Raw genomic sequence first — 18,521 nt, forward strand, 5'->3', positions numbered from 1 at the left:
GCGCCGTTGTCCCCTGTGCCGGTCTCCCCCGCGCCGGTCTCCCCTGTGCCGGCCGCGACCGATTCGGACCGGATCAAAGCGCCTCCCGCCTCGTCCGTCACTCCGCCCACTACCGATCATCTTCCCCGCGATCCATAGCAACGACCAGAACTTGTTTATTGCGTTGCCATGGACGCCGATCGGCAGGCGCGCGAGAGCCGCGAAAGAACTGCGAAGGAGTGAGGAAAGGGGGGCGGCCGGCGGTCTGATGCCGCCCATGCCCGCATGCCCCCGGCCGGCGGGCGAGACGGTCCCGCGGCGTCCGCCCCGGCACCGCGGGACCGTCCAGCCCGCCGGCTGTGGCCGGTGCCCCGACCCGCCGAGCGGGCCCCCCTCCTGCACGGCCCGCCGGCGCGTCGCTCTCCGGCTCCCAACTCCTACAGCGCCCGCCCGCCGTGAAATGTCACACGACCGGCCGTAATAGTGGTCTACCTGGGAGGACGTCCCGGCTCGCCTTCGCGGGACCAGTGCGCGGCACGCTCCGCGCGCAGGCCCGGCGTCAGGTGGTGAGGCTCCGCGGGCGCAGGTCGGTCCAGTTGGCGGTGATGTGGCCGAGGCAGTCGGGCCGGGACGCGGGCCCGAAGACGGGCGTCCAGCCGGCGGGCACGTCGGCGAACTCGGGCCACAGAGAGTGCTGGCCCTCGTCGTTGACGAGGACGAGGAACGTGCCGTCGGGGTCGTCGAACGGGTTGGTCATCTCAGGCCTCCTGGGCGACGGGGACGGAGCGGCGGGCGATGGAGCGGACGATCTCCCCGGTGCGCACGGCCGTCATGGACAGCAGCGACGACGCGATGCCGTGGCTGTGCTCGGTGGCTCCCTGCAGGTAGACGCCCCAGCGCGGGCCGGGGTGGGTGGCGACGCGGTAGTCGCGTTCCATGACGGGACGTCCGTCCGGCCCGGTCTGGCAGTGCGGCGCGGCCTCGCCGAGCAGGTCGAACGGGTCGCGCTCGCGGTAGCCGGTGGCGAAGACGACCGCGTCGGCGTCCAGGTCGCGCACGTCGCCGGTCGGCATGAACCGGATCCGCGCCCGCACTCCCCCGGGCTCCTCCCGGACGTCCATGACGCGCGACACGTTGAGGATCCGGAGCCGTTCGGCGCCCGCGACCTTCTCGGCGTAGGAGCGCCGGTACAGCTCGTCGATGAGGTCGAGGTCGACCACCGAGTAGTTGGTGTTGCGCGAGTAGTCGAACAGCATCCGCTTCACGTCGTCGGGCGCCGCGTAGTAGTGGTCGACGGCCTCCGGGTCGAAGATGCGGTTGGCGAACGAGCTGTCGTCGGCGGGCGAGTACCCGTACCGGGCGAAGACGGCGCACACCTCGGCGTCGGCGAAGGTGCGGTGCAGGTACTCGACGGCCTCGGCGGCGCTCTGCCCCGCGCCGACGACGACGAGCCGCTTCGGGGTCCAGCCGGGCCGCTCGGCGAGGCGGGTGAGCAGGTCCTCGGTGTGCCAGATCCGCTCGCCGGCCTGGACGCCCTCCGGCAGGACGGGCTCCAGCCCGGCGCCGATGACGGCGTTGCGGGTCAGGTGCGTCTCCAGCTCGTCGTCGCGCCGCACGACGACTTCGAGCGTGTCGTCGTCGTGCGGGCGCATGGCGACCACTTCGGAGCGGTAGCGGACCCGGTCGGCGAACGCGGCGGCCGTCCATTCGAGGTAGTCGTGGAACTCCACCCGCGTCGGGAACATCGTCTTGTGGTTGACGAAGTCGACGAGGCGGCCCCTGGCGTGCAGGTAGGCCAGGAACGAGTACGGGCTGGCGGGGTTCCGCAGCGTCACCAGGTCCTTGAGGAAGTGGACCTGCATGGTGGCGCCGTCGATGAGCATGCCCCGGTGCCAGCCGAACTCCGGCTGCTTCTCGAAGAACACGGCGTCGGCGGCCGCGCCGACCCCGCCGCCCGAACTGTCCGCGCGATCCGCGTGGCCGGCGCGGGCCGCCTCGTCCAGCGCGACGGCGAGCGCCAGGTTGGACGGGCCGAACCCGATGCCCACCACGTCATGGACGGGGGTCTGCATGCGCTCCTCCGGCATCAGGCGGGCCTAGGCGGGCTTGGCCGCGGCGGCCTTGGCGATCTTCGGGACGATCTGCTCGATGACGTACGGGACGGACAGCGGGGTCGGGGTGCGCAGCGGCCAGAACGACTTCAGGTCGAGCGCCACGTACGAGCCGCGCTTGACGACGGCGAGGTCGGCGAACAGCTTGTTGCCCTCGACCTTCTTCTGCGTGGCCGGGTCGTCGTTGTAGTGGCTGAGCAGGACGTCCACGTCCAGGACGGAGATCTTCTCCATGCTCAGCTCGGCGGCGAAGCCCTCCCCGGGCAGCTTCTTCACGGGCTCGGGCAGCACCATGCCGAACTGCTTGAGCATCTTGACGCTGGTGTCGGTGTCGGCCTTCATCACACCGATGTTCCCGTTCGGGAACATGCTGGTGAACGCGAACTCCTTGCCGTTCAGCTCGGGGTGCCGGGTCTTCACGGCGGCGAGGCTGGTGTCGAGCTTGCCGATCAGGGCGCGGCCCTCGTCGTCCTTCCCGACGGCCTTGGCGACCTGCATGGTGATCTGCTGCCAGGCGTCCTCGGCGGGTCCGGTCTGGTACGCGACGGTCGGGGCCAGCTTGGAGAGCTTGTCGTACTCCTTGTCGATGTAGAAGTCGCCGGCGGCGAGGATGAGGTCGGGGCGCAGCGCCGCGATCTCCTCCAGGTTGAACCCGGCCTCCCCGGCCTTGAGCAGCTTGGGCTTGGCGCCGGTGAGCTTGGGCGCGCTCCAGGGGGCGAGGCCGTCGGGCTGGACGCCGGTCAGCTCGGCCATGCCGACGGGCGTGACGCCGAGCGCGAGCAGCGCGTCCTGGTCGACCTCGCCGAGCGCGACGATGCGCTTCGGCGCGGACTCGATCTTCGCGGTGCCGAGCTTGTGGGTGATCGTGACCGGGTAGGCGCCGGTCCCCGCCTTGCCGCCCGAGGCGTTCTCCGCGGGATCGTCGTCGCCGCAGGCGGCGGCCGTGCCGAGGCTCAGGACGAGCGCGACGGTGACCGCCATTCGCCGCATAATGGTGCGCATAGAGGACCGGTGTCCTTCCGAAATTCCGGGGGTTATCGACCGAGATCTTAGGTTAGGCTCACCTAACTGTGCAATGGGTGTGCGCATATGTGCCTTACCTCATCTTGGTGAGCAGGCCCGCCACCGTCGGCGACGCCATCAGGGCGGCGATCTTCAAGGACTCGCATCCTGGCTCCTTCCTGATCCGCCGGACGAGCTTCATGGCGAGCAGCGAATGCCCGCCGAGATCGAAGAAGTCGTCGTCCGGGCCGACCTCGGCGACGCCGAGCTCCTCGGCGAAGATGCGGCACAGGACCGCTTCCCGGTCGTCGTCTCCGGTCCGCGCCGCGGGCGCCGCCGTCTCGGCGGTCGCCGCGCGGGCGGCGGGCACGGCGGGCGTCAGCGGGGCGGGCAGGGCGCTCACCTTCACGGCGGGGTCGGCGGCGGCGGCGTCCAGCAGCGCGATGAGCCCGTCGGCCAGGGCGGCGACCGTGTCCCGGTCGAACATGTCGGCCGAGTAGTCGACGATCAGCCGGAGGCCGTCCTGGCCGGTCGCCTCGCGGAAGATGAAGTCGATGTCGAACTTCGCCGCGCCGGGGCCGAACAGCGCCTCCTTCTGCTCCAGCCCCGGGAACCGCACGTCCCCGGCGCCCTGGTTCTCGTAGCCGACCATCACCTGGAACAGCGGGTTGCGGCCGGGCACGCGGCGCGGGCGCAGCGCCTCGACGACCGCCTCGAACGGCAGGTCCTGGTTGGCGAGCCCGGCGAGGTCGGCCTCTCTGACGCGGCCGAGCAGCTCGGCGAACGCGGGGTCGCCGGACACGTCGGCGCGCAGCACGAGCGTGTTGACGAAGAAGCCGACGAGGTCCCGCGCGGCCTCCTCGGTGCGTCCGGCGACAGGGCTGCCGAGCGGGACGTCGTCGCCCGCGCCCGTGCGGTGCAGCAGTGCGGCGACGGCGGCCTGGCAGACCATGAACATGCTGGCGTTCGCGTCGCGGGCGACCTGGCGCAGCCGCCGCGTCAGGCCGGGCGGGAAGTCAGCGGTCAGCGTTCCGCCGCGCTGCCCGACGGTGCCGGGACGCGGCCTGTCCGTGGGCAGCGGGATCTCCTCGGGCAGGCCGGCGAGGGCCCGCGCCCAGTGGTCGAGCTGCCGGGCGTGGACGCTGCCGGGGTCGAGCGGGTCGCCGAGCAGCTCGCGCTGCCACAGCGCGTGGTCGGCGTACTGGACGGGCGGCGGCTCCCAGCCCGGGGCCGCTCCGTCCAGCCGCGCCGTGTACGCCTCGGCGACGTCCCGCGCGAACGGGCCGAACGACCATTCGTCGAACGCGATGTGGTGGAAGACGGCGAGCAGCAGATGCTCGCGCTCCCCTTCGGGGAACACCGCGACCCGCAGCGGAATGTCCTTGGCGAGGTCGAACGGGCGGGCGATGACGTCCTCCGGCGCGCACGTCGCCACCTCCAGGACGGGACGCGCCTCCTCCGGAGGAAGAATCCGCTGGTACGGAACGCCGTCGTGCTCGGGGAACACGGTGCGCAGGCTCTCGTGCCGGACGGTGACGTCGGCGATCGCGGCTTCGAGCGCCGCGAGGTCGAGGTCGCCGCGCAGCCGGACGGCGAGCGGCAGATGGTACGCGCCGCGCGGGCCACCGTCCTCCAGCCCCCGCCCGCCACCAGTCAAACGACGAGCTCCGCTCGGCCAGTCCTCCTCGCGGAGGAGCTGGTCGAGCATCCACAGGCGGCGCTGCGCGGACGACAGCGGAACGCGCTCCGGCCGCGCCTTCGGCTCCAGGACGGGCCGGGCCCCGGCGGTGGCGTTGCGGTGCACGCGTTCGGCCAGCTCTGCGACGGTCGGCGCCTCGAACAGGTCGCGGATCGCCAGCTCGGCGCCGAGCACCGCGCGGGCGCGCCCGACGAGCCGGGTCGCCAGGAGGGAGTGGCCGCCGAGGTCGAAGAAGTCGTCGTCGATGCCCGCGCCGGGCGCGTCCAGGATCTCGGCGAAGAGGGTGCACAGGAGCCGCTCGACGGGGGTGCGGGGCGCCCGCCCGGCGCGGCGCGGCCCGTCCTGGCCGGGGTCGGGGAGGGCGCGGCGGTCGAGCTTGCCGTTCACGGTCAGCGGCAGCGCGTCCAGCGTCATGATCGCGCTCGGCACCATGTAGCCGGGCAGGCGTCCCTTCAACGCCTCCCGGACCCGCGCGGCCAGCACGCCGTGGTCGCGGGCGGCGACCGGGTCGTTCGCGTAGGACGCGGGCGCGCGTCCGGGCTCGGCCGGAAGGCAGGCCGCTCCCCCGCCGAACACCGCGTCGTAGCACCCGGCCGTTTCGGACGGGGTGAGGACCACGTCCGGGAAGCGTGCGTGCAGCGTCTCAGGCTCGATGCCCTCGGGCGCGTCCGGTGGCGTCCCGTTCTGGAGGGCGTGCAGGGCGGCCATCTCGCTGGTCAGGCGCGCGTCGGGGATGCCCTTGACGCGCAGCGGGCCGGGCGGCCTGCCGTTGAGGTCGTCCAGGGCGCTCCAGTCGATGACCGGTGTGTCGGGGGCGGGGGCCGCGTCCTTGTGGAGGACGACGTCGTACCGGTGGCGGGTCAGCTCGTTGTGGTGCGTGCCGCGCTTGGTCAGGACGTCCACGCGTGCGGGGCCGTCCAGGGCGGTGAAGAAGGCGGGGTCGAGGAGCAGTTCCTTCTCCATGCGGACGGCGCGCTCGACGGACTCCAGGTCGCCGCCGCCGCGTCCGAGCTGGATCGCCGCGTGCAGGGAGCGGACCGTCCGCAGGTCGCGGACGTCGCCGATGAACAACACCCCGCCGGGCGCGAGGAGCCGCATCGCCTTGGCGATGACGTCCTGGAGGTAGGCGGCGCCGGGGAAGTACTGCACCACCGAGTTGATCACGATGGTGTCGAAATGCGCCTCGGGCAGGCCCCCGGTGTCGTGCGCAGGCTGGCAGCTCAGCCGGACGCGCGAGTCCGGGCCGAGGTCCTGCTTGAGTTTGGCGATGACGGGCTCGGAGAAGTCCGTGCCCCAGTACTCGACTGTCTCGGGAGCGAGGCGCGTCAGGATGAGCCCGGCCCCCACCCCGATTTCGAGGACGCGGCGGGGCCGGAGCCCCCGGACGCGGTCGACGGTGGTCTCGCGCCATTCGCGCATGTGGTCCAGGGGGATGGGCTCGCCGTCGTAGCTGCTGTTCCAGCCGGCGAACTCCTCCTGGTGAACGACGGTCCCGACCTCGGTGTACTCGGCGTCGTAGATCTGCCGCCATTCGGCGAGCTGCTCGTCGGCGGCGCCTTCGCGCGTCCCGTCCGGGACGACGTAGCCGATGAGGCGCTTCACGCCGGGCACGCCGGTGTCGGCGGCGACGACCGCGGCCTGCCCGACGCCCGGCTCGGCGGCGAGCGCCGTCTCGATCTCCTCCAGCTCGACCCGGTACCCGCGGATCTTGACCTGGTCGTCGGTGCGGCCGAGGAAGTCGATGTTCCCGTCCGGGCGGACGCGGACGAGGTCCCCCGTCCGGTACATGCGACCACCGGTGAAAGGGTCGGCGACGAAGCGTTCGGCGGTCAGGTCGGCGCGGCCGAGGTAGCCGCGGGCCAGGCCCGCGCCCGCGATGTACAGCTCTCCGGGCGCGCCGGGCGGGACGGGACGCAGCCATCCGTCCAGGACGTAGCCGCGGGTGTTCCAGATCGGCTTGCCGACGGTCGGCGTGGCGCTGTCCTCGGTGCCGCCGCCGAGCGTGTTGATCGTGTACTCGGTCGGCCCGTAGAGGTTGTAGCCGAGGACGCCGTCGGCCTGCGCGAGCCGCTCCCACACGGACGTCGGGACGGCCTCGCCGCCGAGCAGGACGAGCGGCGGCCGGTGCTCACCGTCGAGAAGGCCCTCGTCCAGGAGCTGCTGCGCGTAGGTGGGGGTCACGTTGATGACGTCGATGCGGTGCTGCCGCAGGTAGGCGGTGAGCGCTTCGGCGTCGCGGCGCAGGTCCTCGTCGCAGACGTGCACCTCGTGGCCCTCGATGAGCCAGAGCAGCTCCTCCCACGACATGTCGAAGGAGAACGAGACGGTGTGCGCGATGCGGAGGCGGCGGCCCGCGGACTCCACGACAGGGTCGAAGATGTTGGCGCGGTGGTTGAACTGCATGTTGGTCAGGCCGCGATACGGGGTGACCACGCCCTTGGGACGTCCGGTGGAGCCCGACGTGTAGATGACGTAGGCGGGGTGGTCGAGGCGGCCGGGGGTGCCGGGGGCGAAGCCGGGCAGCTCGTCCGGGGCCGGGTCGGTGCCGGGCAGGGCGGCGAGCGTGCGCGCCACTTCGGGGTCGTCCAGCGCGAGGGTGACGCCGGAATGGGTCAGACCTGCGGCGATGCCGGTGTGCGAGAGCAGGCAGGCGGGGGCGGCGTCCTGGAGCATGTAGTCGAGGCGCTCCGCCGGATAGTCGAGTTCGAGCGGCAGGTAGGCCGCGCCCGTCCGCAGGACGGCGAACAGCGCGACGACCATCTGCGCGGACCGGGGCAGCGCGAGCGCGACGACCCGCTCCGGGCCCGCGCCGTTCGCGATGAGCAGGCGGGCGAGCCGGTTGACCTCGGCGTTCAGCTCCCCGTAGGTGAGGCGGACGTCGGGGAGCGAGACGAGCGCCAGGTCGCCGGGCTGCTCCGCGGCGCGTTCGGCGAGCAGCTCCGCGACGGTCAGTTCCGGGACGGGGCGGCGCGCCTCGTCCCAGTCGCGGCGCAGCCGGTCGTGCTCCTCCGGGACGAGCAGGTCGAGGCGGTGGCACGGCGTCGCGGGCGACTCCGCGAGCGTCCGCAGGACCCGCACGTACCGGTCGGTGATCCGCTCGGCCTCGGCCCCGGTGAACGCGTCGCCCCGGTACATGACGCGCAGCCCGGCGCCCGGCTCGACGACCATCGTGATCGGGTAGTGGGTGGCGTCGCGGACCTCCCGGCCGCGGACGCGGAGCGCGCCGTCCGGGCCGAAGCCGCGGCCGGTCGGCATGCCCGGGAAGTTCTGGAAGACGAACAGCGTGTCGAAGAGCGTCCCGAGCCCGGTGGCGCGCTGGACGTCCGCGAGCGCCACGAACGAGTGGTCGAACAGCTCCGACTGGGCGGTCTGGACGCGGTCGAGCACGGCGGTGAGCGGGTCCGCCGGTCCGGCCTGCACGCGGACGGGGATGGTGTTGAACAGCAGCCCGACCATGGCGTCGACGCCGTCGACGTCGGGGTGGCGGCCGGACACGGAGGCGCCGAAGACGACGTCGTCGCGTCCGGTCAGGCCCATCAGGACGAGGCCCCACGCCGTCTCGAACAGCGTGCCGGGCGTGACGCCGTGGTCGCGGGCGACGGCGTCCAGGCGGTCGGCCAGGCCGGGCGGCAGCGCGCGGTGCACCTCCCCCGCCGTCGCCAGGTCGGCGGGCCGGTCGACCAGGCCGGGCCGGACGAGCGCCGGTTCGTCGAACCCGCCGAGCGCGCGGCGCCACGCGTCCACGGCGGCGGCCTTGTCGCGGCCGTTCACCCAGTCCAGGAACGCGCGGAACGGCGGGACGGGACGGGCCGCCTCGGCCTCGGCGTCGGTGTAGGAGTCGAGCAGCGAGGTGACCAACAGGCCGCCCGACCAGCCGTCCAGCAGGATCAGCTCGGAGGTGAGGATCAGGCGGTGGTCGTCGTCGGCGAGGGTGGCGAGCGCGAACCGGATCAGCGGCGGCTCGCCCGGGTCGAACGGCTCGGCGCGCTGCGCGTCGACGAACGCGTCGAGGGCGTCCGGGGTCACGCGGGCGTGCGTCCAGGGAGTCTCGAAGTGCTCCGGGACGAACTGGACGGCGCGGTCGCCGTCCGTCCGGAACCCGGCCCGGAGGTTGGGGTACTTCTCCAGGACGGCGCGCGCCGCGTCCGCCATCCGCGCCGGGTCGACCGGCCCGGACAGCGTCACCACGGCCTGCTGCACGTAGATGTCGCGGCCTTCCCCGGCCAGCATCAGGTGGAACAGCAGCCCTTCCTGGAGCGGCGAGAGCGGCAGCTCCCCGGCCTGCTCCGCCACCGGGACGGGAGCGGCGACGGCGGGCGCGGCCGTCGCCGCGATGGCCTCGACCGTACGCAGTTTGAACACGTCGCGGACGGTGAACGACAGCCCGGCGCGGCGGGCGCGGGCGACGAGGAGCGCCGCGCTGATGCTGTCGCCGCCGGTGCGGAAGAAGTCGTCGTCGGCGCCGACGGCGTCGCGTCCGAGGACGGTCGCGGCGAGGCGGGCGAGGACGCGTTCCGGCTCCGTGGCGGGCGCCCGCCCGGCGGCGGGACGTCCCGGCTCGGGGAGCGCGCGGCGGTCGACCTTGCCGTTCGGGTTGAGGGGCAGCTCGTCCAGCACGACCACCTCGGCCGGGACGAGATAGTCGGGCAGCAGCGCCCCGAGCCGCTCTCGGAGGTCCTCGGCGCCGACGTCGCCGGTGACGTAGCCGACGAGCCGCGACCCGTGCGCGGCGACGGCGGCGCGCCGGACGCCGGGCTGCGCGGCGAGCGCGGCCTCGACCTCGCCCGGTTCGATCCGGAAGCCGCGGATCTTGATCTGCTCGTCGGCGCGGCCGAGGAATTCGAGCCCGCCGTCCGGACGGCGCCGCACGCGGTCGCCGGTGCGGTAGAGGCGGGAGCCGGGCGGGCCGAACGGGTCCGCGACGAACCGCTCGGCGGTGCGGGCCGGGTCGCCGAGGTAGCCGCGGGCGAGCCCGTCGCCCGCGAGGTACAGCTCCCCGTCGGGGACCTCGCGGAGCGCGGAGTCCAGGACGTGCGCGCGGGTGTTGGCGATGGGGAACAGCCCGCCGCCCTCTTCGATGAGACTGTCGCCCGCCGCCTCGGAGCATCCGTAGAGGTTCACGAGCCGGGCCGGGACGCGTTCGGCGAGCGCCGGGGGCAGGGCCTCGCCGCTGCTGATCCAGGTGGTGACCGAGGACGGCAGCCCGTTCTCCACCAGCGCGGCGAGCAGGCTCGGAACGAGCGTGACGAGCCGCGCGTCATGCCGTTCGATGAACTCGGCGAGCGCGACGGCGTCGGTGGCGGTCGCGTCGTCGGCGATGACGACGGTGTCCCCGGCGGCGAGGCCGCCGAGCAGCTCGGTCGTGCCGTCGATGAACGCGGGCGAGCTCTTCGCGACGCGGACGCCGCCGGTCGGCGCGAGGTCGACGCCCCAGGCGAGCCGGTTAGCGAGGGCGCGCTGCGTTCCGGCGACGGCCTTCGGCGTGCCGGTCGAGCCGGACGTGAAGATGACGTACGACGGATGATCGGGGTGGAGCTCGGGCCGTGCACGGGGCGGCGCGTCCGGCGGCGGCTCGTCGCGGCCGAGGACGAGGAGCGGGCGGACGGCGTCCAGCATCGCCTCCACGCGCGCGGGCGGGTACGACAGGTCGATCGGCAGGTACGCGGCGCCCGTCTTGAGGACGGCGAGCAGCGCGACCGCGAACTCGTCCGAGCGCGGCAGCGCGAGCGCGACGACCTGCTCGGGCCCGGCTCCGGCGGCGGCCAGCCGGTCGGCGAGCGCCTCGGCGCGGCGGTCGAGCTCGGCGTAGGTCAGGACGGTGTCGCCGAAGACCACGGCGGGTGCGTCTGGCGTCCGCGCGACCTGCTCTTCGATGAGCGCGGCGACCGTCCGGACGGGGTATTCGCGCGCGGTGTCGGGGTGTTCGACAGGGGCGCCGAGCGACGACAACTTCCGGTGCGGATCGGCCGTGACCTGGGTGAGGAGGTCGTTGAGGCCGTCCAGAAGCCGCTCGACGGTGGCGGCGTCGAAGAGGTCGGCCGCATACGCCGCGAACCCCTCGATCTCTTCGTCGCCCTCGGCGAAGTACACGTCGAGGTCGAACTTGACGCCGCCGGTCTCCGGCAGGAACGGCTCCGCGCGCACGCCCGGCAGCGCGAGGCGCACGTCGTCCAGCCGCTGGTGGACGATCATCACCTGGAACAGCGGGCTGCGGGCCAGGGACCGCTCGGGGGCGAGCCGGTCCACGACCCGCTCGAACGGAACGTCGGCGTGCGAGAACGCGGCGAGGTCGGCCGCGCGGACCCGGTCGAGCAGCTCGGCGAACGACGGGTCGCCGGACAGGTCGGTGCGCAGGACGAGCGGGTTGACGAACACGCCCACGAGGTCGGCGAGGTCCTCGTCGGCGCGTCCCGCGATGGGCGACCCGACCGCCACGTCGTCGCCCGCGCCCGACCGCTGGAGCAGCGCGGCGACGGCGGCGTGCAGCACCATGAACACGCTGGTGCCGGTGTCGCGTGCGAGCCGTCGCGCCCCGGCGGCGGGGAGCCGGAACGGCACGAGCCCGCCGCGGTGGCTCGCCTCCGCCGGGCGCGGCCGGTCCAACGGCAGGACGGTCTCCTCCGGCAGCCCGGCCAGGGCCTCTTCCCAGTAGTCGAGCTGCGCGGACGCGTCGGGCGCGCCGTCCCGCTGCCAGGCCGCGTAGTCGGCGTACTGGACGGGCAGCGGCTCCCAGTCGGGTGCGCGTCCGTCCCGCCGGGCCTCGTAGGCGCGGGCCAGGTCGGCGAGCAGCGGCGTGAACGACCACTCGTCCGCGGCGGCGTGGTGCAGAAGAAGGATCAGTGACCAGTCCTCGTCGCCGTTCCGGATGAGGCTGCCCCGGATCGGGAGGTCGCGGCCGATGTCGAAGACGTGCCCCGTCGCTTCCCTTTCGGTGCCCGCGACGGTGAGGTGCACCGGGACGTCCGGCTCCAGGACGTGCTGGACGGGCAGCCCGTCCGGCCCCTCGACGAGCAGCGTGCGCAACGCCTCGTGGCGGACGACGACGTCGGCGAACGCGGCGTCCAGCGCGGCCTCGTCCAGCGGGCCGCGGAGCCGGAGGCCGAGCGGCAGCGCGTACGAGGCGGACGGTCCGCGCAGCCGCTCCTCCAGCCACAGCCCCCGCTGCGCCGCCGATGCCGGGACGGTCTCCGGCCGCTCGACGTCGCGGACGCGCACCGTCTCCGCCATGACCAGCCTGGGCGCGAGCGCGGCCACGGTCGGCGCCTCGAACACGTCCGCGATGGACAACGACCCGCCGAGGACGGCTCGGGCCTTCGCCGCCACCCGCGTGGCCAGCAGCGAATGCCCGCCGAGCGCGAAGAAGTCGTCGTCGACGCCGATCCCGTCGACGCCGAGCAGCTCGGAGAAGATCGCGCAGAGCGCTGCTTCGCGGGCGTCGCGCGGGGACCGTCCGGACACCTCGGCCTCAGGGGCGGGGAGCGCGGCGCGGTCGAGCTTGCCGTTGACCGTCCGGGGCAGCGCGTCCAGAGCGACGAGCGCGGACGGCACCATGTACTCGGGCAACGCCCTGGCGAGCGCGTCGCGCAGTGCGGCTTCGTCCACGCCTTCGCCGTCGGGCACGTAGTAGCCGATGAGCCGGTCGTCGCGGACCACGACCGCCGCCTGCGCGACGCCGGGCCGCGCCGCGAGCACCGCCTGCGCCTCCGCGGGCTCGATCCGGAACCCGCGGATCTTCACCTGGTCGTCGGTGCGGCCCAGGTACTCGATGGACCCGTCGCGGGCGCGCCGCGCGAGGTCGCCCGTCCGGTACATGCGGGATCCGGGCGGGCCGAACGGATCGGCGACGAACCGCTCCGCCGTCAGGTCGGGACGGCCGACGTAGCCGCGGGCGAGCTGGACGCCCGCGAGGTACAGCTCGCCGGGAACGCCCGGCGGGACGGGACGCAGCGCCGCGTCCAGGACGTGCGCCCGCGTGTTCCAGAACGGCCCGCCGATGCCGGACCCGGGCAGGTCCGCGGACGTCGCCCAGATCGTCGCCTCCGTCGGCCCGTACATGTTCGTCGCGAGCGACGCGGACGCCTCCAGCGATTCCGCGAGCGCGGCGGGCAGCGCCTCCCCGCCGACGAGGACCCGCAGCCCCTTCAGCGCGGACGGGTCGAGCGTGCCGAGCAGCGACGGCGTACCTTGCACGACGGTCGCGTCCTCCAGCAGCGCGGCGAGCGCGGCCGGGTCGCGGACGGTCCGCCTCCCCGCGAGCACGACGGTCGCGCCGCTGATCAGCGGCGCGAACAGCTCCAGCGCCGCGATGTCGAACGCGATCGTCGTCACCGCGACGAGCCGGTCCGCCGCGCCGAGGTCGAGCTGCGAGCGCGTCGCGAGGAGGAAGTTCGTGAGCGCGCCGTGGGGGACGGCCACGCCCTTGGGACGTCCGGTCGAGCCCGAGGTGTAGATGACGTAGGCGAGGTCGTCGCGTCGCGGCACGTAGGACGGCTCCGCCGGGACGTCCTCCAGCGGGCCGTCCAGGACGAGGACGCTCGCGGTGTCGGGGAGCAGGTGCGCGGTCTCGTCCGTGACGATCGCGCAGAGGGGCCCGGCGTCGTCCAGCATGTAAGCGAGCCGGTCGGCGGGATGGTCCAGATCGAGCGGCAGATACGCGGCCCCCGACTTCAGGACGCCGAGCAGCGCGACGACCAGATCGGGCGTGCGCGGCAGCGCCAGCGCGACGACGGCCTCCGGCCCGGCGCCCCGGGCGCGCAGCCGCGCGGCGAGCGCAGCCGAGCGTTCGTCCAGCTCGGCATACGTCAGGCGCTGGTCTCCCGCCTCGACGGCCGTTGCGCCCGGTGTCCGTGCCGCCTGCTCCTCGAACAGCGCGACGACATTCGTCTCCGGCAGGTCGCGGCCGGTGGAGTTCGCGCGTTCGATCAGCGCGCGCTCGCCGGCGTCCATGAGTTCGAGCGCGCCGATCGGACGGTCGGGATCCGCGAGCGCGTCCCCGAGGAGCGTCTCCAGGTGGCCGAGCAGCGCGTCGATGCGCTCGTCGTCGAACAGCTCGCGGCGGAACGTCGCCTCGACCGTCATGCCCTGCGGCCGGACGAACGCCTCCAGCGACAGGTCGAAGTGCGTGGTGCCGTTGTGGACGTGCGTCCAGCTCGACGTGACGCCGGGCAGGTCCAGCTCGCCGATCTCCTGGGCGAGGAACAGCAGCATGGTGTCGAAGAACGCCGACCGCCCCCGTCCCCGCGACGGGCGGAGCTCCTGCACGATGCGGTCGTACGGGAGGGCCTGATGCGCGAAGCCGCCGGTGACCGTCCGGCCGACGCGGTGCAGCGCCTCCCGGAACGTCGGCGCGCCGGACAGGTCGGTCCGCATCACCAGCGTGTTGCCGAAGTTGCCGACGAGCCGCTCGATCCCGGCGTGCTCTCGGTTCATCACCGCCGACCCGATCGCCACGTCGGCGGCGCCGGTGTAGCGGTGCAGCAGGACGGCGTAGCCCGCCATCATCACCATGTACGGGGTGAGGTTCTCCTCGGCGGCGAGCTTGCGCATCCCGTCCGTCACGGCGTCGTCGAAGCGCCGCGCCCGCCGACCGCCGCGCTCGGACACGGCGGCGCCCCGCGCGTGGTCGGCGGGCAGGTCGAGCGGCGCGGGCGGCGGGTCGAGCCGCTCGCGCCAGTAGGCGAGGTCTTCCTCGTCGAGGGGACGCCGCTGCTCCCATTCGGCGTAGTCGGCGTACTGGACGTCCAGCGAAGGCAGCCCGTCCGGCTCGCCCGTCACGGCCGCGCGGTAGAGGGCCGACAGGTCGCGCGACAGCGAGCCCCAGGTCATGCCGTCCCATGCGATGTGGTGCACGACGAGGACCAGCGCGTGCTCGTCCTCACCGTCCAGCCTGAGCAGTTCGAGCCGGATGGGCCGCTCGCGGCGCAAGTCGAACGGCACGGCCGCCAGCTCCTCCGCCCGCGCACCGGGATCGGCGCAGGCGACCGGCGCCAGCTCCAGCGCGTCGTCGTCCGTGACGACCTGCACGGGACCGCTGTCGGCGTCCGCGTAGACGGTGCGCAGGACCGAGTGCCGCCGGATCAGCCCGCGCAGGGCCGCGCGCAAGGCGCCGGCGTCGAGAGGCCCCGACATGCGGATCAGGAGGCAGACGTTGTAGGCGGGACTGTCCGGGAACGTCCGATGGTGCAGCCACATGCTCTGCTGCGCGTAGGAGAGGGGCGCCGGCCCGTCCGATTCTCGGGGGGCGAGTCCGGCGGTGTCCGGGCCCAGCCCGGCCTCCGCCATCATCCGCCGCATCAGTTCGCGTCGTCGTGCCGTCGTCGTCTGCTCGTGCACGCTCAACTCTCCGTTGTCGGCTTCACCCGGCGTCGGTTAGGTTAGCCTTGCCTAGGAATTTCCTACAAGGTTAGCCTTACCTAAGTTCGGGACCGTTCCGGCCCGCGAAAGGGAGTTGGCTGCCTTGTCCTTCGCTCTGCGCACTGACGCGAACCCCGCCGAGCTGGTCGTCGAGTACACCGCGGACCCGCTCGCGCTGATGGCCCGGCTGTCCGGATCGGGGCTGTTCGACGACTACGTCGTCTACGAGAGACCCGGCGCGTGGACGTTCGCGGGCGGCCTGCTCGGCGAGGTCGTCCTCGACGCCGACCGGGTGCGCGTCCACTGGCCCGACCGTCCCCCGGTCACCAGGACCTGGACGGAAGGACGTCCGGCCGACGCGCTGCGCGAGACGTTCGCCGACGTCCCGCTCCCGGTCTGGAACGCCTACGGCTGGATCGCGTTCGAGTTCGCCGCGTCCCCTCCCCGGGGACGGCTCGCGCACCTGATCGTGCCCCGCGTCGAGGTCCGCGCCGAGGACGGCCGCGCCCGCATCACCGGCGTCGACGCGCACGAGGCCGAACAGGTCGCCAAGCTCCTGCTGGCCGAGGCCGACGCCCCCGCCGCGGGCACACCCGCACCGGTCGACGTCCGCGTCGGCGGCGGGCCCTACCGCGCGCAGGTCGCCGACGCCGTCGCGGAGATCAAGGCCGGCCGCTACCAGAAGGTGATCGTGTCGCGGCGGCTGGACATCGCTTACCCCGTCGATATGGTCTCGACGTTCGTCCAGGGCCGCCGCGCGAACACCCCGGCGCGCTCGTTCCTCCTCGACATGGGCGGCTTCCAGGCCACCGGCTTCAGCCCCGAGGTCCTCGTGAGCGTGGACGCCGCCGGACACGTCATGACCCAGCCCCTCGCCGGCACCCGCGCGTTCGGCCTGGGCGGCGACGCCGACGCCCGCGGCCGCCACGACCTGGAGACCGACCCCAAGGAGATCTACGAGCACGCCGTGTCCGTCCGCACCTCCCAGGACGAGCTGTACCGCGTCTGCGACCCCGCGTCCGTCCAGGTCACCGGGTTCATGACCGTCAAGGAGCGCGGCAGCGTCCAGCATCTCGGCTCCACCGTCAGCGGCGTCCTCGCCCCCGGCCGCACCTCATGGGACGCCCTCGAGGCCCTGTTCCCCGGCGTCACCGCGTCCGGCATCCCGAAGCCCGAGGCGATCGACGCGATCACCCGCCTGGACGAGCACCGCGGCCTGTACTCCGGCGCCGTCCTCACCGTCTCCCACGACGGCGCCCTCGACGCGGCCCTCGTCCTCCGCGCCCTCTACAACCGCGACGGCCACGCCTGGCTCCGCGCCGGCGCCGGCATAGTCGACGCCTCCACCCCGGACCGCGAGTACGAGGAAACCTGCGAAAAACTAACCAGCATCGCCCCCCACGTCGTCCCCCTCCCCTAGCCCTAGAACGCGGGCAGCTCAGCGGCGAGCTGTTCCGCCGCGTGGCGGAGGTGGTGTTCGGGGTGGTTCATCGCTTCGTGTTGTGAGCCGGCGAGGTCGGTGAGGCTGAGCATCGTCACGCCGGGGCGGTCGGTTGTCACGGTTCCGGCGATCACGGCTGCTGGGACGCCGTGTTGTTGTGCGAGTTGGACGACGTGGCCCGTGACCTTGCCGGTGTAGGACTGCTCGTCGTGGCGGCCCTCCCCCGTGACGACTAGCGCGGCGCCGGGGACGCGGTCGGGCAGGCCGCTCAGCTCGGTCAGGTAGCGGGCACCGGACGTCATGGTCGCTCCCCAGTAGGACGACAGGCCGTAACCGATGCCGCCTGCGGCGCCTGCGCCGGGAACGTCGGGGGCGGCGCCTACGACGTCCGCCCACCGGCGGAGGGCGCCGTCGAGGATCCGCACAAGCGCGGGATCGGCGCCCTTCTGCGGGGCGAAGACGGTGGCGGCACCGCGCGGGCCGAACAGGGGTGCGTCGACGTCGCAGAGGAGGAGGACGCCGTCCGGTGGAGGGGGCGACAGGTTGGCGGCGTCGGCGCCGGTCACCGCCAGGAGCCCCGCTCCCCCGGGCGGGACGTCGTCGCCGTGCGGGTCGGTCGTCCGGAGGCCGAGTTCGCGCAGGCAGCCCGCACCACCGTCGGTGGACGCCGACCCGCCGAGGCCGACGACGATCCTGCGGGCGTCTGCGCGGAGGGCCTCGCGGAGGACGGTGCCGAGTGGGGCGCTGTCGGCGCCTGCGGGGTCGGCGGTGCCGAGCAGGGGCAGGCCGCAGCATTCGGCCAGTTCCACTACCGCCGTGTCGTCGGCGAGCATGAGCCACCGTGCTGTGTGCGGGCCGTCCGGCAGGGGCACCGTCGTGGTTCGGACGGTCGCGTCCGGGCGTGCGGCCAGCACTGTGTCGAGCGTGCCTTCGCCGCCGTCGGCCTGGGGCAGGAGTTCGGTCACGACGTCGGGGCGCACGCGCCGGAAGCCTTCGGCCATCGCGGCGGCGGCCCGGGCCGCCGTGAGGGACGACTTGAACGAGTCGGATGCCAGCACCACCCGGAGCGTCACGGGCGCGGGTCTCCCTCCGCGAGCAGCGGGGCCACGGCGCGCCGCATGGTCTCGCTCGGGTCGGGCAGGCCCGTCCACCGGCACCACGCGGCGGCGGCCTGCGCGACCAGCATCCCGTCGCCGTTGGACGCCCTCATCCCGCGGGCGCGGGCCCGGCGCACCAATTCTGTCTCGGACGGGATGTACACGACGTCGAACACCGCGGCGGACGGACGGATGAGGTCGACGTCGACCACCGGTCCCGGCGACAGCATGCCTACGGAGGTCGCGTTGACGAAGAGGTCGGTGTCCGCGAGGCGGTCTCGGGCGCGCGGGTCGTCGAAGGCAAGGGGCTCGATCGACGCGGCGTCGCCAAGGTCGTTCGCGAGGCGGCGCGGCATGTCGGCGTCGAGGTCCAGGACGGTGAGGCGGCCCGCGCCCGCGGTGGCCAGGCCGTAGACGGCCGCGTGGCCGACTCCGCCTGATCCCGCGACGACCACGGATCGTCCTTTCACGTCGTCGCCCAGGCAATCCTGGACGCCTGCCATGAAGCCCACGACGTCGGTGTTGAAGCCGACCAGGCGGCCGTCCGGGGCGGTGGCGACGCTGTTGACCGCGCCGATCGCGCGGGCGCCGGGCTCGATCTCGTCAAGGAGGTCCATCACCAGTAGTTTGTACGGCGCGGTGATCTGGAAACCCATCCAGGCGTCGCGGCGTGCCTCCGCGACCTGGTCGGCGAGGGCGTTCTCGTCCACCTCGCGGAGCTCGTAGCGGGCGTCGACGCCCGCCGCCTCGAACGCCGCGTTGTGCATGACCGCCGAATGCCGCCGCTGCAGGGGACGGCCGAAGAGGGCGACTGTGCGCATGGTCTGCTCCTGTCGTGT

Annotated in this window: 7 protein-coding genes; 1 reads left to right on the forward strand and 6 read right to left on the reverse strand. The window is 73.5% G+C overall.

Annotated features, from left to right (window positions below; genetic code table 11):
• Window positions 1-538: 538 nt before the first annotated feature.
• The 4 genes from E1287_RS30100 to E1287_RS30115 all read right to left on the reverse strand — a co-directional run bounded on the left by E1287_RS30100 (window position 539) and on the right by E1287_RS30115 (window position 15,123).
• The gene (locus E1287_RS30100; RefSeq protein WP_131968647.1) at window positions 539-736 is read right to left on the reverse strand and encodes an MbtH family protein; all 198 of its coding nucleotides are present in this window, start codon (window positions 734-736) and stop codon (window positions 539-541) included.
• 1 nt (window position 737) lies between these two features.
• Window positions 738-2,066, reverse strand: a complete 1,329-nt coding sequence (locus E1287_RS30105) for a lysine N(6)-hydroxylase/L-ornithine N(5)-oxygenase family protein (RefSeq protein WP_131968648.1) — start codon at window positions 2,064-2,066, stop codon at window positions 738-740.
• 9 nt (window positions 2,067-2,075) lie between these two features.
• Window positions 2,076-3,071 (reverse strand): iron-siderophore ABC transporter substrate-binding protein, encoded by a 996-nt coding sequence (locus tag E1287_RS30110; protein ID WP_207934548.1) that lies wholly within the window; start codon window positions 3,069-3,071, stop codon window positions 2,076-2,078.
• A gap of 115 nt (window positions 3,072-3,186) precedes the next feature.
• On the reverse strand, window positions 3,187-15,123 hold the full coding sequence (locus E1287_RS30115) for a non-ribosomal peptide synthetase (protein ID WP_131968649.1): 11,937 nt from the start codon (window positions 15,121-15,123) through the stop codon (window positions 3,187-3,189).
• Between the two features lie 124 nt (window positions 15,124-15,247).
• Here E1287_RS30115 and E1287_RS30120 point away from each other — a divergent pair, with 124 nt between their 5' ends.
• Complete coding sequence (locus E1287_RS30120) at window positions 15,248-16,564, forward strand: salicylate synthase (RefSeq protein WP_243719534.1); 1,317 nt, start codon at window positions 15,248-15,250, stop codon at window positions 16,562-16,564.
• A 2-nt stretch (window positions 16,565-16,566) separates the two neighbouring features.
• On the opposite strand, the gene E1287_RS30125 is transcribed toward E1287_RS30120, so the two are convergent.
• The gene (locus E1287_RS30125; RefSeq protein WP_131968650.1) at window positions 16,567-17,658 is read right to left on the reverse strand and encodes a glycerate kinase; all 1,092 of its coding nucleotides are present in this window, start codon (window positions 17,656-17,658) and stop codon (window positions 16,567-16,569) included.
• Window positions 17,655-18,503 carry a shikimate dehydrogenase gene (locus E1287_RS30130; protein ID WP_165969243.1) on the reverse strand — a complete coding sequence of 283 codons (849 nt, stop codon included), beginning with the start codon at window positions 18,501-18,503 and terminating at the stop codon, window positions 17,655-17,657. Before E1287_RS30130 ends, E1287_RS30125 begins: the two co-directional genes overlap by 4 nt.
• Window positions 18,504-18,521 lie beyond the last annotated feature (18 nt).

It is taken from the genome of Actinomadura sp. KC06, assembly GCF_004348735.1.
Taxonomy (GTDB): domain Bacteria; phylum Actinomycetota; class Actinomycetes; order Streptosporangiales; family Streptosporangiaceae; genus Spirillospora.

Excerpts from the sequence above, each read along its gene's own strand:
- E1287_RS30110 (WP_207934548.1), bottom strand. The coding sequence starts at position 3,071 with ATGGCGGTCACCGTCGCGCTCGTCCTGAGCCTCGGCACGGCCGCCGCC.
- E1287_RS30100 (WP_131968647.1), bottom strand. The coding sequence starts at position 736 with ATGACCAACCCGTTCGACGACCCCGACGGCACGTTCCTCGTCCTCGTC.
- E1287_RS30105 (WP_131968648.1), bottom strand. The coding sequence starts at position 2,066 with ATGCCGGAGGAGCGCATGCAGACCCCCGTCCATGACGTGGTGGGCATC.
- E1287_RS30130 (WP_165969243.1), bottom strand. The coding sequence starts at position 18,503 with ATGCGCACAGTCGCCCTCTTCGGCCGTCCCCTGCAGCGGCGGCATTCG.